This is a genomic window from Vibrio jasicida CAIM 1864 = LMG 25398 (genome assembly GCF_000400365.1).
GTDB lineage: Bacteria > Pseudomonadota > Gammaproteobacteria > Enterobacterales > Vibrionaceae > Vibrio > Vibrio jasicida.
In genome coordinates this window covers 1-14,344 of sequence record NZ_BAOG01000027.1, presented here as the reverse complement: position 1 = coordinate 14,344, position 14,344 = coordinate 1, and the positions used below count along the sequence as shown (strand labels likewise).

Genomic DNA, 14,344 nt, shown 5'->3' with positions numbered 1-14,344 from the left:
AACAACAAAGCCCACATGATGTGGGCTTTGTTGTTTTTATTGGCAGAGTGTTATGAAGCTACTGGTGTTTTAAGAGTACATCTACCAGAAAGTGTCGCGACGCTTGGCTCGCGCAATGATGTTTTGCGGCATACGTTGCTCTAAACCATTTCTTAGCACCGCAATACGCTTATGCTTTCTCTGATCTGCCGTGACTGAGTTGTATAACCAACGGTAAGCATCTTCGTAATCCAATGGGCTACCGTAATCACGTAACAATAACTCAGCAAGATGAATACGCGCATTAAGGTTCCCCATTGCCGCCGCTTCTCGCAGGTATGGGATTGCACGCTCTTTATCTTGTTGAACTAAGGTACCACGAGAGTAGTAGCGCCCAAGCTGCTCTAATGCAGCAGGTAAGCCTTGGTGTGCAGCGTTTTCCATATAGTAGAGACCAAGTTCAACATCTTGCTCTACACAAACGCCCCACGCCAGCATGTCGCCGTAGAGAAACTCATACGACGGTAAATTAATTCGTGTGGCACGTGCAACAATATCTTCCACCAACTGGCAGTTATCCGCACGCACGCGTTCTAAATGCTTATTTTGTTCAATAAGCTTAATTAACTCTGCTTCGGTATAGATGGGAACTGGTGCCCCCACATCGGCAACATCTGCCTTGACCGACGTTGCACTCAGCATCAATAACAGTGAAGCAGCCACTGTTCGTAACTTCATAAATGTACTCTTTAAGGATTCTGAGAAATCAAAGATCGGCGAAGGATCTCCTCTGCTTGATAACCTTATCGGCAAACGTCAGTTAAGCTTTAGACAATTTTTGCCTCTTGTTTAAGCTTAACGGCAACAATTTGCCATATCGAGTTTATTTTTCCGTCAGTGCAGCCAAGTTACAGATACAAAAAAGCCGACTCGAAAGTCGGCTTTTATAATCTCTAACGAGTATCGATTAAGATTCGAATGGGTGAACCTTGATGATAGTTTCGTTACGATCTGGACCTGTTGAAACGATGTCTACAGGCACGCCAGTTAGCTCTTCAATACGCTTGATGTAGTCTAGAGCTGCTTGTGGTAGCGCGTCGATTGACTTAGCACCAAATGTGTTCTCAGACCAACCAGGCATTGTTTCGTAGATTGGTGTCGCTTGCTCAAATGACTCAGCTGCCATTGGAGAAACTTCTAGGATAGAACCATCTTTCATCTTGTAACCAGTACAGATTTTTAGCTCTTCTAGGCCATCTAGAACGTCTAGTTTAGTTAGACAGAAGCCAGAGATAGAGTTGATTTGGATTGCGCGACGCATCGCAACAGCATCGAACCAACCAGTACGGCGTAGACGACCAGTTGTTGCACCGAACTCATGACCAACTTCACCTAGATGCTTACCAACAGGATCTTGCTTGTCTAGACCGTCGTATAGCTCAGTCGGGAATGGACCAGAGCCAACACGAGTACAGTAAGCTTTAGTGATACCAAGGATGTAACCGATATGACGAGGACCGAAACCAGAACCTGCAGCAACACCACCAGCCGTCGTGTTAGAAGAAGTTACGTAAGGGTAAGTACCGTGGTCGATATCTAGCAGTGTACCTTGCGCACCTTCGAACATGATCTTGTCGCCGCGCTTACGTGCTGCGTCTAGTTCGTCAGTTACGTCGATAACCATTGAAGTTAGTAGCTCAGCGTAGCCTTTAGCTTGCTCAAGTACTTCTTCATAGCTTACTGGTTCAGCTTTGTAGAAATGCTCTAGTTGGAAGTTATGGAATTCCATTACTTCTTTTAGTTTCTCAGCGAACGCTTCCATATCGAATAGGTCGCCAACGCGTAGACCGCGACGAGCAACTTTATCTTCGTATGCTGGACCGATACCACGACCTGTTGTACCAATAGCTTTTTTACCGCGAGCGATTTCGCGAGCTTGGTCCATTGCAACGTGGTAAGGAAGAATTAGAGGACATGCTTCAGAAATGAAAAGACGCTCGCGTACTGGAATGCCGCGCTCTTCAAGAGGTTTCATTTCTTTAATTAGAGCTTCAGGCGATAGCACTACACCGTTACCGATAACGCATTTTACGTTATCGCGAAGGATACCTGATGGAATTAAGTGAAGAACGGTTTTTTCACCGTCAATTACAAGTGTATGACCTGCATTGTGACCGCCTTGGTAGCGTACCACGTATTTTGCATCTTCAGTTAAAAGGTCTACAATTTTACCTTTACCTTCGTCACCCCATTGGGTGCCTAGAACGACTACGTTATTTCCCATCTTTCCAAGTCTGATTGCTAGTTAAAAATGGATTCTAGCACCGAATCCCCCTTCTTGCAGTCATTTTTGTTCACAGAGTTGATACTAGAATGCAAACATCACCGATGTTGTTCATTTCGAAATCACTACATCACTGATAATATTTACCTTTCTTAAATCCACAAGGAATCGCAATGTCTGAGTCTATTTGGCTGGCTATCGGGCTGGTTTTGATTGTAGAAGGAATTGGACCACTGATTGCCCCAAACGGTTGGCGTAACATGGTGGCTCAGTTGAGTGACCAACCAGATAACCAGTTGCGTCGGATTGGTGGCTGTCTGGTCGTCGCCGGAGCGGTCATCGCGATAATGATGAGTTAAGCCGCCAGCGCTTATTTTCCAGCAGATATAAAAAAGGCTCCATATAGGAGCCTTTTGTCGTTTAGCAATTCGCTTATTCAGCTTTTGCGCCTTTCGCGTTATTCATGTACTGGAAGAACTCACTCTTCGGATCAAGTACAAGAATGTCATTCTTAGAGCTGAACGATTTCTCGTAAGCTTTTAAAGAACGAAGGAAGCTGAAGAACTCAGGATCTTTGTTGTAAGCATTCGCATAGATCTTCGCAGCTTCTGCATCCGCCTCACCTCGTGTTACACGAGCTGTTTTGTCTGCTTCTGCAAGAATTGTTGCCACTTCAAGCTCAGCTTGTGCACGGATAACTTCGGCTTTCTCACGACCTTGAGAACGGTGCTTACGAGCTACCGACTCACGTTCTGCACGCATACGACGGTAGATTGATTCACTGATCTCATCTGGTAGGTTGATCTTCTTCATACGGAAGTCAACGATGCGAACACCCAAATCTTTCATTGCGCTGTCGCGTGTGTCTTTCAACACTTCAGACATGATTAGGTCACGTTCACCATCGATTTCCAATGCTTCACGAGCTGCTTCAGTACTTACTTCCTCGCTGGTTGCGTCTTCTGGAAGTACGTCGTTGTTACGTGGACCAGATACGATTTGCTTGATTTCACGAGCACCGATTTCTGCACGTAGTACGTCCGTTACCTTACGCTCAAGAAGCGCCTCGGCAGTCAGCGTATTGCCGCCACCTGTTGCTAGGTAGTAACGACCGAAATCTTCGATACGCCACTTCACGTAGGTATCAATGATTACGTCTTTTTTCTCAGACGTTACGAAACGGTCAGCACGGCCATCCATTGTTTGGATACGCGCATCTAGTGTTTTCACGCGGTCAAACAAAGGCATTTTGAAGTGCAGGCCCGGCTCGTAAATACGAGTGATGTCGTTGTTGTCTTTCAAGACACGGCCAAATCGAACCACAATACCGCGGTCACCTTCAGGAATCACGAACAGTGACATCAGCATTAATGCCAGAGCGATTACCAGTACAGGGATCATTAACTTACGCATTCTTAGTATCTCCCTTGACGTGTACCCGTTGAACGAGACTGCGTGTTCGAAGTGTCTTCTTGAGTACGCTCAGATTCAAGTTGAATGTGGTCGTATGTTGAAGTCGATTTCGATTTACGTTTAGAGTCTGATTGACCATCTTGGCCTGCCAATTTATCAATTGGAAGGTAAAGAAGGTTGCCGCTGGATTCAGAGTCGATCAGCACTTTCGATGTGCTTGAGTAAACTTCTTCCATTGCGTCAATGTACAGACGATCTCGAGTTACGCCAGGAGCTGCTAGGTATTCAGGCAGTAGTTTTTCAAACTGAGCCACTTGACCAAGCGCTTCGTTCGTCACACGCTCGTTGTAACCTTGTGCTTCTTTCTTCAAACGCTCTGCTCGACCTGTTGCCTTCGGCAAGATTTCGTTTTTGTAAGCTTCTGCTTCACGGATGAAACGCTCTTCATCCTCACGTGCCGCAATTGCATCATCGAACGCATCTTTCACTTGCTCTGGTGGACGTGCAGACTGGAAGTTCACATCTACAATCACGATGCCCATATCGTAGCTATCGATGATTTGATTCAGTGTTTCTTGCGTTGTTTGACGGATTTGCTGACGACCACTGGTTAGGATGCTATCCATCAGTGAGTCACCAATTACTGCACGCAGAGCTGAGTCGGTTGCTTGACGCAAACTGTCATCAGCATTCGTTACGCGGTATAGATATTTGTATGGGTCAGCAACACGGTATTGAACGTCCATCGCTACTGTTACTACGTTTTCATCTTTAGTCAGCATTAGACCTGATGCACGTAGTGAACGAATCGCTTGTACGTTAACCGCTTCGTATTCATCAATGAAACGAGGACGCCAGTTCAGACCTGGGTCTACGATACGGTCGTATTTACCTAAACGCAGTACGACACCGCGCTCTGCTTCACCGATGGTGTAAAAGCCAGCGAAGAACCATACTGCAATCGCGATAACTGCAATGACACCAAAGCCAATCGCACTACCACCACCGCCGATAGGTGAACCACCGCCGCCGCCTTTTTTACCAAATTTGCCACCCAGCTTTTGACTCAGTTTGCTGAACACTTCATCTAAATCTGGCGGACCTTGATCTCGGCCACCAGGACGCTGGCCACCACGATTATTATTACCCCAAGGGTCATTATCGCGGCCATTGTTGCCGTTGTTATTTCCAGGCTCATTCCACGCCATTAGAAAGCTCCATCATTTGATATGACGTTATACTGTAGCAGTCCTTTAAGTGACTATAAAGTCGACTAAAACTGCCCCTTCTCTTTTTTCAAGTCTAGACCAATCTACCTGTTGCATTCGAATATCGATCAACAAGTTACCTTCCTGGTCATATTCCTCACGTTGAATACACTTCATTTGGAAGAATGTACTACGGAATCGTCCTTGATACTGTGGAGGAATTCGCAACTGATGCTCAACCATTTGCGACGCCAAACGTTCTGTCAGCGCATCAAATAGGAGATCAATGCCCAATCCATCCATCGCAGAAACCCAGACCGCTCGAGGCACGCCTTCCTCATCACGTTCAATACGAGGATTTTGCTCTTCTAGATTGTCAATCTTGTTCATTACTACGAGCGTCGGCACTTCATGTGCGTCGATCTCTTCTAATACTTCATGAACAGCTTGAATATTCTCACGAAAACGCTCGTCACTGGCATCAACAACATGTAACAAAATGTCAGCTTCTTGCGTTTCCTGCAAGGTTGCTTTGAAGGCAGCAACCAAATCATGTGGTAAATGTCGGATAAATCCAACGGTATCTGCAAGAATTGCAGGCCCCACATCGTCTAACTCTATCTTACGTAAAGTTGGGTCAAGAGTAGCAAATAATTGATCTGCCGCGTAAACGCCAGCTTCTGTAATGCGGTTGAAGAGTGTCGACTTACCCGCGTTGGTGTAACCCACAAGAGAAATCGTTGGGATTTCTGCTCGATTTCGGGCGCGGCGCCCTTGTTCACGCTGCTTCGCAACTTTTTCGAGACGGCGAAGGATAGCTTTAATTCTGTCACGCAATAATCGACGGTCAGTCTCTAACTGAGTTTCCCCCGGCCCACGTAGACCGATGCCGCCTTTCTGCCTTTCAAGGTGCGTCCAACCACGAATCAAACGAGTAGAAATATGACGAAGTTGGGCTAGCTCTACTTGCAGCTTACCTTCGTGTGTTCGTGCTCGTTGAGCAAAGATATCGAGGATGAGACCAGTGCGGTCGAGGACTCGACATTTGCACAGTGCTTCGAGGTTACGTTCTTGGGCAGGAGAGAGGGAGTGATTAAAAATCACAATTTCAGCACCAGTTAATTGTACCGCAGTAGCAATTTCTTGTGCCTTACCCTCTCCGACATAGTATTTCGGGTGTGGGGATTGACGACTGCCAGTTACAACTTGCAGTGCCTCTACCCCAGCGGAAGAAACCAGCATTTCAAACTCAGCCAGATCTTCCCATTCACCTTCTTGCGTGAAGTTGATATGAACAAGTACGGCTCGCTCACCGGATTCATAACGGTCAAACAAGCAATCAACTCCTTATTTTAGCAATACTAAATGAAGAATTAATCTTCAGATTTCTCTTGTGGACGATCACCTTGAGGACGATCACCACTGTGGTGGCTCACTGGACGAGCCGGAACAACGGTAGAGATTGCGTGCTTGTACACCATTTGATTTACAGTGTTTTTCAGCAGGATCACGAATTGATCGAAAGATTCGATCTGACCTTGTAGTTTAATACCGTTCACAAGGTAGATAGATACCGGGATACGCTCACGACGTAGCGCATTTAGGAATGGGTCTTGTAGAGATTGCCCCTTAGCCATTTTATTTTCCTTATTTAATTTGTAGTTGTAATTATTTAGCTAGTGGTGCAATGCAAAAGGTACTGCTTTTTGCATCTGAGCTAAACGAATCAAAATGCACCCTAAGTAATTAGCAGCATAGTATAAAAACCGCCAATAACAGATCCTTTGAGAGTGCGATCACGCAAAAACGATCACATTATACACAGCTATCTCAATCAGATGCTATTGCTTCTGACATGGTTTCGAGTGCTTGTTCAATGTTGTCGCTATCCAACCAAGTTAAATCATTCCAGCTGCGTAACCAGGTGATTTGACGCTTGGCCAATTGACGAGTTGCACATACGCCACGAAAAACAGCTTCATCACGAGTGCACTCCCCGTCTAAATACTCCCACATCTGTCTGTAACCAACACAACGTATTGATGGAAGATCAGGGTGAAGATCGTCACGCGCATACAACGCTTTCATTTCTTCTTCAAAACCTGCTTCCATCATCTTCTCGAAGCGCAGCTCAATTCGACGGTGAAGTTCTGCCCTGTCCATGGGAGCTATTGCAAACTGTTTGACTCGATAAGGTAAGCTATCACCTTTAGTTTGAGTCAACTCAGTAAGAGTTTTACCTGAAATACGGAAAACTTCCAACGCCCTCGATAAACGCTGAGGATCGTTTGGATGGATTCTCGCAGCTGATACAGGATCAATCTCTTTCAGCTCATCGTGCAACACTGACCAACCTTTAGTCAATGCTTCTTGCTCAATTTGCTGACGAATTTCAGGATTTGCAGCAGGAAGAGGTGATAGGCCTTCAAGTAATGCTTTGTAATACAGCATGGTACCGCCGACTAAGAGCGGAATTTTCCCTTCTGCAACAATGTCATCCATTGCTTGTAGGGCATCACGACGAAAGTCTGCCGCTGAGTAAGATTCACTAGGATCTAAGATATCAATAAGACGATGCGGTGCTAGGCTCAGTTCGCGTTCATCAGGTTTAGCCGTACCAATATTCATGTCCTTGTAGATCAATGCGGAATCGACGCTAATGATCTCAACCGGATATTTTTGGCGTAGGCGAATGGCGAGCTCTGTTTTACCTGATGCAGTTGGTCCCATCAAAAAGAGGGCCAAAGGTAGTTTGTCTGTCATGGCTTTAATTTGGCAATCGAGGCAGAGAAATCAACAGCAGACACAAAATGGGTGTCTTCCAATGGCAATTGACCATGTCTTAGCTGTTCAAGTTCCGCAATAATTTGAATGGCTTCAGAGAAAGTATAGTGGCTCTTAACCGTTGTGACTTGCAACGCAAGCCAATCAATCAGCTCAGATAACAGCGACGCCGTTGCCATCTCTCCCGTCAAGCGAGTTTGCGCGTAAGATAACAGATCTGGTATCAGATTTTGTAAGTTTTGTTGGCGCAACGGGGCCGGTACTCCCATGACCATCAACGCTTTATCATTTCGTGATTTTAGCTGGATACCAAGCTGAGCAAAATCTTGCTGATAATCTTGTGCTAATTGAACCAAGCTCGATTCCAACTTGATCGATAATGGTACCAGTAACGGTTGAGCTTTTAACGCTCCGTCACTTGGTGTGAGCTGACCTTTGGTCCGATAAAACTCCGCTCTTGGCAACGCGACCAAAGCTGCGCCACTGTCGCTGCTCATCAACACATACTGTTCGTCCACCACGGCTAAAGCTTTGCTAAGTGCCGTAACGGGAGAGAGTTCTGTCTCTGTTGATACGCTTACCGCCTCTCCGATCGTTTCAGTTTGAGGCTCAAAGTCTGGCGTTTGAAGCAATTCATGATAAGCACGCACTTCTTGTTTACTTGGCGCAGGCTCTGCATGACGTTGCTCTCTGTTAGAACTTGGTTTAGGTGCAGGTTTTGATTCAACCCAATCTGTTCGTCTGAAAGAATCCGCCGGACGTGCTTCTCGCACAGAAGAATCACTTGGTGCCCTATCGCGAGGTTTCGCTTCATAGTCTGAACGCCCCGGATAAGCTGGAGTGTTATCAATCGCTTGATAGACATGCTCTGGCACAGGAGAATTCACAGGCTCTGGTGCACTGACTGGTTCTTGATTTTCCGTGCTTGCCTCAAAAAATTCAACAGGGTCGGCATGGTGGAACGCGGATTCGTTGACGTGAGGTTTATCAATCACCGAGCTTTGCGCAAGCGCGTCTGCCAAAGCTTGATAGATAAAGTCATGCACTAAGCGGGCTTGATGGAAACGCACTTCATGCTTGGCTGGATGCACGTTAACATCCACTTGGTGCGGGTCCAGTTCAATAAACAACACATACGCAGCAAACTGATCTGGCTTAAGGCTGGTTTCATAGCTTTGGCGAATCGCATGATTGATCAACTTGTCACGCATCATTCGCCCATTCACATAACAGTACTGCAAATCGCTTTGCTGTCTTGCTCCCTCCGGTGTCGTGATCCAGCCGTGAAGCTTCAACCCTTGATGCTCCAGTTCAATACGCAGCATATTACGCACAAAGGCGTTACCACATACCGCCGCGATACGCTTTTCAGTTTGCTGTTGGTTCTTTGCCGCGCGGTATTGACGGATCATTTTGCCGTTGTGGCGTACGTTGATGGTAACGTCAAAGCGGCTCAGTGCGATACGCTTCAAAAGCTCATCAATGTGTGCGAATTCCGTCTTTTCAGTTCTAAGGAACTTGCGACGTGCCGGCGTATTGAAAAATAGGTCTAATACTTCAACCGAGGTGCCTATCGGATGTGCAGTCGGTTGGAGCTTAACTTGCATATCTCGACCTTCAGAGTAAGCACTCCACGCTTGTTCTTGTGCTGCTGGGCGAGAAGTCATGGTAAGGCGCGAGACCGAGCTGATACTCGCTAACGCCTCACCACGGAAACCCAGACTCATGATGGCTTCAAGATCGTCCAATGTGTGGATCTTAGAGGTGGCATGACGACTGAGCGCCAGACCTAACTCATCTTTAACAATCCCTTTGCCGTTATCGCGCACGCGAATTAGCTTGGCGCCACCTTTTTCGATATCGATATCGATTCGAGTCGCGCCAGAGTCGAGACTGTTTTCTACCAGTTCTTTCACGACAGAAGCGGGTCTTTCAACCACTTCTCCTGCCGCGATTTGGTTTGCCAACCGAGCTGGCAAAATCTTAATGGTCATGATGAGTTATAAGCTCACTTATTTGTTTGGAATGATCAGTACCTGTCCTACGGCAAGCTCGTCAGAACGCAGGTTGTTTGCTTTACGAATGCTTGAGACGCTAACGCCATACTTCGATGCAATCTTACCTAGGTATTCACCACGAGCAACTTTGTGCTTGCGGATTGGCTTGTCTTTCACTGCGACAGTGATCTTCAGCTTCTGACCGACCCAAACCGTGTCTGATTTCAGATTATTTTCACGACGAATATCGGCAATCTTCACTTTGTAATGACTGGCGATCTTACCGAGGAACTCACCTGATTTAACCGTGTGTGTGATTGTCTCAGTTTCCACCGTATTAGGTTTATTTGGAATCGAGATAGAAACCGCACCAGAGCCCGGAATCTTCAACTTCTGACCGACCGCCAAACCACTAGATTTAAGTTTATTCGCACTCATGATGGCTTTGGTCGACGTTCCGTATTTTTGCGCAATCACAGATAAAGACTCACCTCGTTTTACCGTGTGAACAGCAGACTTCGATGAAGAAGAGAACACCGTACCTTCTGGTGGATTATCTTTTAAGTACTGAACAACGGCTTTAGTGATCGCACGCGCTAACTTGTCTTGGTGAGCACGTTGGAACAATAACTTCTCTTCCGTTGGGTTCGAGATAAAGCCGGTTTCAACCAGTACTGAAGGGATCTGTGGAGAGCGTAAAACCGCAAGACTGGTATTGATTGGTTTTGAGTTATGCAAACGAGCGACTTTGCCCATTTCCCCCAAAATACTCGTCGCCAACTTGTAACCTTCTTTCTGAGAATGGCTGAACTGAAGGTCTAACAAGGTCTGGTTAACATTGCGGTCATTGGTGTTACTGACAAACGCAGTACCAGAGCCACCTAGGATCTCAGACTGTTTCTCGTGGTTTTCAACCCAACGAGAAATTTCTGTGTTTGCTCGGCGTGTATTCAAAACGAAGACAGAGCCACCGCGTGGTTTTGGTGAAGTAAAGGCATCCGCGTGAATTGATATCAACAGATGAGCATCATTTTCACGTGCAATCGCAACACGACGGTTCAAGTTAACGAAGTAATCTCCGGTACGCGTCATGCGAGTTTTGATACCCGGAACGGCATTGAGTTGCGCCGACAGTTTACGAGAAATACTCAGTACCGCGTCTTTTTCGTATTTACGACGAGATGGGCCAATAGAGCCAGGATCTTCACCGCCATGACCAGGGTCGATCACAATCAAAATTTCTTGAGCGCGCTGTACCGTGCTCATGTCTTTGTTGGTCGTTGTTGGCTTATTTGGCTTAGCCGCTGGTGTCGCTGTCTTTTTGCCATGTGGCAGGTCAATGACGAGACGATGACCATATTGACCACCCGGCGTCGGGCTGAGCGTAAACAACTCGGCTTTAACACCTTTTTTCAACTCAAACACCAAACGGTAAGTGTTTTTATTAGGCGGAGAGCTTTTGCGCACTCGCTTCAACACTGGACTATCCGTCACAGTGACAGGCAACTTCGCTTGCATTGATGTGTTTTTGAGATCCACAACAAGGCGATCCGGCCCAGATAGAGAGAAATAGGAATAGTCAGCTTCCGCGCTTAAATCGATGACGACACGAGTCTCATCAGGTGAAGGCCATACTCGGAAACTTTTAACAACGTTAGCAAACGCTAAATTGGGGATGATAAGGAGAAGAGTGGCAACTAACGCTGCCACCGCTCTAAATTTTGAAAGACTCAACATAGCTCCAATTGACTGAGTAACTGCACACCATATTCATTATTCGCCGTTAATTCGGCTACACGCTGCTCGCCTTGGTAACGAATGTCCACATCAAGATCTGGCTGTGGCAGCAATCCTTGCCCTTTTTCTGGCCATTCAACTAAGCAAATCGCATCATCAGTGAAATAATCGCGAATCCCCATGAACTCAAGTTCTTCAGGATCCGCAAGACGATAAAGGTCAAAGTGATAAACTTGCCACTTATCCAACTGATAAGGTTCAACCAAAGTATAGGTTGGACTTTTTACATTGCCTTGATGACCAAGAGCACGGACAAAACCACGACTAAATGTTGTTTTACCCGCACCCAGATCCCCGTGTAGATAAATAGTGGTTTGTTGAGAACAAAGCTGAGCCAATGCGGTACCAAGTGCTACCGTTTCATGCTCATCTTTAAGATTAAATTGTTTCGTGCTCATTGATGTATCTCTAACTAATGATCGTTGACTATATAAAAATCAAAAGAACAGGAATAGTAAACTGTGTTGGTTTTGAGAGACAAGCTCTCAAATGTCATATATGCGAAAAAAGTAGTCAAAAAGACAAATCCTAATTCCCTGATTCTATTGAATGCATAAACAGATTTGGTCACATCAAAGTCAACAGTCGATGACTTTGTTTCAAAATCTATTTCTCGACTTTATGTCTAGACTTTCTGGTAGCACCAATGAGTAAGATCCGGTAAGATCCGCCCCCCTTTATCTCGGTGATAAAACATGAACTTCGAACAACTCGCTCAACAAATCAAAATTTGGGGTAAAGAGCTCGGCTTTCAGAAAGTCGGTATCTGCGATGTTGATCTTAGTGAACATGAGGCGGCTCTGCAAAAATGGCTTGATGCTGGCTATCACGGTTCAATGGATTGGATGGCTCGTCATGGCATGATGCGCGCAAGACCAGATGAACTTTTGCCGGGAACCGTACGCGTAATAAGCGTACGCATGAACTACCTACCTCCGGAAGCCCACTTCGCCTCCAACTTAGCTAACAAGAATCACGCATACATTAGTCGTTATGCGCTTGGACGCGATTATCACAAGCTAGTAAGAAAGCAACTGAATAAGCTTGGCAAGCTTATCGAACAAGAAGTAGGACAGTATGGCTACCGTCCATTTGTCGATTCTGCTCCTATCTTAGAAAGACCTCTTGCTCAGAAAGCGGGGCTAGGCTGGACAGGCAAACATTCACTTATCTTAGATAAAGACTGTGGATCTTGGTTCTTTCTTGGCGAATTGCTGATTGACCTGCCATTGCCAGTAGATGAACCAAGCGTCGATCAATGTGACAAATGTAAAGCATGCATTACTTCCTGCCCGACTCAAGCAATCGTTGAGGATAAGGTGGTGGATGCGCGTCGCTGTATCTCTTATCTCACGATCGAATTTGATGGTGTGATTCCTGAAGAGTTCCGTAAGCCAATAGGCAACCGCATTTATGGTTGCGATGACTGCCAATTAGTCTGCCCTTGGAATCGATACGCAGAACTAACGGAACAAGAAGACTTTCATCGCCGAGATAGCTTTGAAGAGCCTGATTTACTGACAATGTTTCATTGGGATGAAGCGACCTTCCTTAAACAAATGGAGGGATCGGCGATTCGTCGAATTGGTCATGTTCAATGGCTGCGTAATATTTCTGTCGCACTTGGCAATGCAGAATATAGTCAACAAATCATTGAAGCACTGGAAAACAGACGTGGCGAAAGTGAATTGCTTGATGAACATATCGAATGGGCATTGACGCAACAAATTAATCAGCTTCCGACCAATGAGTCCGACTCGGTAGAAACGAAGAAAAAGCGGTTAATCCGGATTGTCGAAAAAGGCCTACCAAGAGACGCATAAATGCGTAGCTCATATGCAAGAGATTGAAAACATTTTTTGCCCGATCAATTCATGACCTTGTTCTCAATTCTGTAATGTGGAAAAAAATAAGAGTATTGAGAGAAAATAGGTTATAGAAAAAAGTTAAACACAACCTAAAGAAATGATTAGGATCAAAAAAACACAAAGTAATGATCCAAATTTAACGCACCCGATCCGCAATAAAAGCACCTTTCCCCATACATAACAACAACTTAAGCATTTAATAAAAAGTTTAACCGCTGTCAGATTTGGAAAAGATCTTTCTTTACAACCTTTAAACCCCAAGCAGAAAACACTTTATCAACCAACTTATCCACAGAACGATATATGTGGATAACTCTGTTAATTAAAGATGTGAAAACGCCCCGAACACCAGAATATTCATTGGTCAGCCGTCTCGTCTCATGTTTAAAACACAAACGAAATCGTCCGACATCATTCGATGCGGATTAGAGTTTTATTTTTCAGGGATTGATGCTTCTCAGCATTATGAAAAGAGCGATGTGGCTGGCTGTAACCTCTATTGCAAATAGAGTTACATTCATCGATGGTTTGAGTTAGTGACTAAAACTATCGCTTGAAAATTGGTTGCGGGAGCCGGATTTGAACCGACGACCTTCGGGTTATGAGCCCGACGAGCTACCAAGCTGCTCCATCCCGCGTCCGTATATTATCGATTAATACGATAATAGAAACTGGAGCGACACACGAGGTTCGAACTCGTGACCTCAACCTTGGCAAGGTTGCGCTCTACCAACTGAGCTAGTGTCGCAATGTCACTGTTAAGCACAATGAGGGCTTATTCCACATTTCAAAAAGAAAGTGGAGCGACACACGAGGTTCGAACTCGTGACCTCAACCTTGGCAAGGTTGCGCTCTACCAACTGAGCTAGTGTCGCAATGTCATTGTTAAGCACAATGAGGGCTTATTCCACATTTCAGAAAGAAAGTGGAGCGACACACGAGGTTCGAACTCGTGACCTCAACCTTGGCAAGGTTGCGCTCTACCAACTGAGCTAGTGTCGCATCTCTTAACGG

12 protein-coding genes and 4 tRNA genes are annotated in these 14,344 nt (G+C 45.6%); 2 read left to right on the top strand and 14 right to left on the bottom strand.

Annotation, left to right across the window (positions count from 1 at the left end; translation table 11 throughout):
* Positions 1-81: 81 nt before the first annotated feature.
* Both motX and VJL_RS08725 read right to left on the bottom strand, forming a co-directional pair.
* Complete coding sequence (gene motX, locus VJL_RS08730) at positions 82-717, bottom strand: flagellar protein MotX (protein WP_038872022.1); 636 nt, start codon at positions 715-717, stop codon at positions 82-84.
* 229 nt (positions 718-946) lie between these two features.
* Positions 947-2,263, bottom strand: a complete 1,317-nt coding sequence (locus VJL_RS08725) for an adenylosuccinate synthase (RefSeq protein WP_038877261.1) — start codon at positions 2,261-2,263, stop codon at positions 947-949.
* Positions 2,264-2,436: 173 nt separating this feature from the next.
* Here VJL_RS08725 and VJL_RS08720 point away from each other — a divergent pair, with 173 nt between their 5' ends.
* Positions 2,437-2,622, top strand: coding sequence for a DUF2065 domain-containing protein (locus VJL_RS08720; RefSeq protein WP_038872028.1), 186 nt, complete (start codon positions 2,437-2,439; stop codon positions 2,620-2,622).
* 73 nt (positions 2,623-2,695) lie between these two features.
* Here the strand turns inward: VJL_RS08720 and hflC are convergent, their stop codons facing one another.
* The 8 genes from hflC to tsaE all read right to left on the bottom strand — a co-directional run bounded on the left by hflC (position 2,696) and on the right by tsaE (position 11,860).
* Complete coding sequence (gene hflC / locus VJL_RS08715; protein WP_038872031.1) at positions 2,696-3,676, bottom strand: protease modulator HflC; 981 nt, start codon at positions 3,674-3,676, stop codon at positions 2,696-2,698.
* Positions 3,677-3,678: 2 nt separating this feature from the next.
* Positions 3,679-4,884 carry an FtsH protease activity modulator HflK gene (gene hflK, locus VJL_RS08710; RefSeq protein WP_038872033.1) on the bottom strand — a complete coding sequence of 402 codons (1,206 nt, stop codon included), beginning with the start codon at positions 4,882-4,884 and terminating at the stop codon, positions 3,679-3,681.
* Between the two features lie 45 nt (positions 4,885-4,929).
* Entirely contained in the window at positions 4,930-6,219 is a 1,290-nt protein-coding gene (hflX, locus tag VJL_RS08705; protein WP_038872035.1) for a ribosome rescue GTPase HflX, read from the bottom strand.
* A gap of 38 nt (positions 6,220-6,257) precedes the next feature.
* Complete coding sequence (gene hfq / locus VJL_RS08700; protein ID WP_005438329.1) at positions 6,258-6,521, bottom strand: RNA chaperone Hfq; 264 nt, start codon at positions 6,519-6,521, stop codon at positions 6,258-6,260.
* A gap of 193 nt (positions 6,522-6,714) precedes the next feature.
* Positions 6,715-7,647, bottom strand: coding sequence for a tRNA (adenosine(37)-N6)-dimethylallyltransferase MiaA (miaA, locus tag VJL_RS08695; protein WP_038872037.1), 933 nt, complete (start codon positions 7,645-7,647; stop codon positions 6,715-6,717).
* The gene (mutL, locus tag VJL_RS08690) at positions 7,644-9,662 is read right to left on the bottom strand and encodes a DNA mismatch repair endonuclease MutL (protein ID WP_038877259.1); all 2,019 of its coding nucleotides are present in this window, start codon (positions 9,660-9,662) and stop codon (positions 7,644-7,646) included. Before mutL ends, miaA begins: the two co-directional genes overlap by 4 nt.
* Positions 9,663-9,680: 18 nt before the next feature.
* Positions 9,681-11,402: a LysM peptidoglycan-binding domain-containing protein gene (locus tag VJL_RS08685; protein WP_038877258.1), complete on the bottom strand. Its 1,722-nt coding sequence runs from the start codon at positions 11,400-11,402 to the stop codon at positions 9,681-9,683.
* Positions 11,396-11,860 (bottom strand): tRNA (adenosine(37)-N6)-threonylcarbamoyltransferase complex ATPase subunit type 1 TsaE, encoded by a 465-nt coding sequence (tsaE, locus tag VJL_RS08680; protein WP_038872042.1) that lies wholly within the window; start codon positions 11,858-11,860, stop codon positions 11,396-11,398. Before tsaE ends, VJL_RS08685 begins: the two co-directional genes overlap by 7 nt.
* Positions 11,861-12,157: 297 nt before the next feature.
* Between tsaE and queG the strand changes: the two genes are divergently transcribed.
* On the top strand, positions 12,158-13,285 hold the full coding sequence (queG, locus tag VJL_RS08675; protein WP_038872045.1) for a tRNA epoxyqueuosine(34) reductase QueG: 1,128 nt from the start codon (positions 12,158-12,160) through the stop codon (positions 13,283-13,285).
* Positions 13,286-13,891: 606 nt separating this feature from the next.
* On the opposite strand, the gene VJL_RS08670 is transcribed toward queG, so the two are convergent.
* From VJL_RS08670 to VJL_RS08655, 4 genes are all read right to left on the bottom strand, one after another.
* Positions 13,892-13,968, bottom strand: a tRNA-Met gene (locus VJL_RS08670).
* 34 nt (positions 13,969-14,002) lie between these two features.
* A tRNA-Gly gene (locus VJL_RS08665) sits at positions 14,003-14,078 on the bottom strand.
* A gap of 51 nt (positions 14,079-14,129) precedes the next feature.
* A tRNA-Gly gene (locus VJL_RS08660) sits at positions 14,130-14,205 on the bottom strand.
* 51 nt (positions 14,206-14,256) lie between these two features.
* A tRNA-Gly gene (locus VJL_RS08655) sits at positions 14,257-14,332 on the bottom strand.
* Between the last annotated feature and the right edge of the window lie 12 nt (positions 14,333-14,344).

Coding starts and splice junctions, on each gene's coding strand:
- hflC (WP_038872031.1), bottom strand. CDS start 3,676: ATGCGTAAGTTAATGATCCCTGTACTGGTAATCGCTCTGGCATTAATG.
- VJL_RS08720 (WP_038872028.1), top strand. CDS start 2,437: ATGTCTGAGTCTATTTGGCTGGCTATCGGGCTGGTTTTGATTGTAGAA.
- queG (WP_038872045.1), top strand. CDS start 12,158: ATGAACTTCGAACAACTCGCTCAACAAATCAAAATTTGGGGTAAAGAG.
- miaA (WP_038872037.1), bottom strand. CDS start 7,647: ATGACAGACAAACTACCTTTGGCCCTCTTTTTGATGGGACCAACTGCA.
- hfq (WP_005438329.1), bottom strand. CDS start 6,521: ATGGCTAAGGGGCAATCTCTACAAGACCCATTCCTAAATGCGCTACGT.
- VJL_RS08685 (WP_038877258.1), bottom strand. CDS start 11,402: ATGTTGAGTCTTTCAAAATTTAGAGCGGTGGCAGCGTTAGTTGCCACT.
- tsaE (WP_038872042.1), bottom strand. CDS start 11,860: ATGAGCACGAAACAATTTAATCTTAAAGATGAGCATGAAACGGTAGCA.
- hflK (WP_038872033.1), bottom strand. CDS start 4,884: ATGGCGTGGAATGAGCCTGGAAATAACAACGGCAACAATGGCCGCGAT.
- mutL (WP_038877259.1), bottom strand. CDS start 9,662: ATGACCATTAAGATTTTGCCAGCTCGGTTGGCAAACCAAATCGCGGCA.
- VJL_RS08725 (WP_038877261.1), bottom strand. CDS start 2,263: ATGGGAAATAACGTAGTCGTTCTAGGCACCCAATGGGGTGACGAAGGT.
- motX (WP_038872022.1), bottom strand. CDS start 717: ATGAAGTTACGAACAGTGGCTGCTTCACTGTTATTGATGCTGAGTGCA.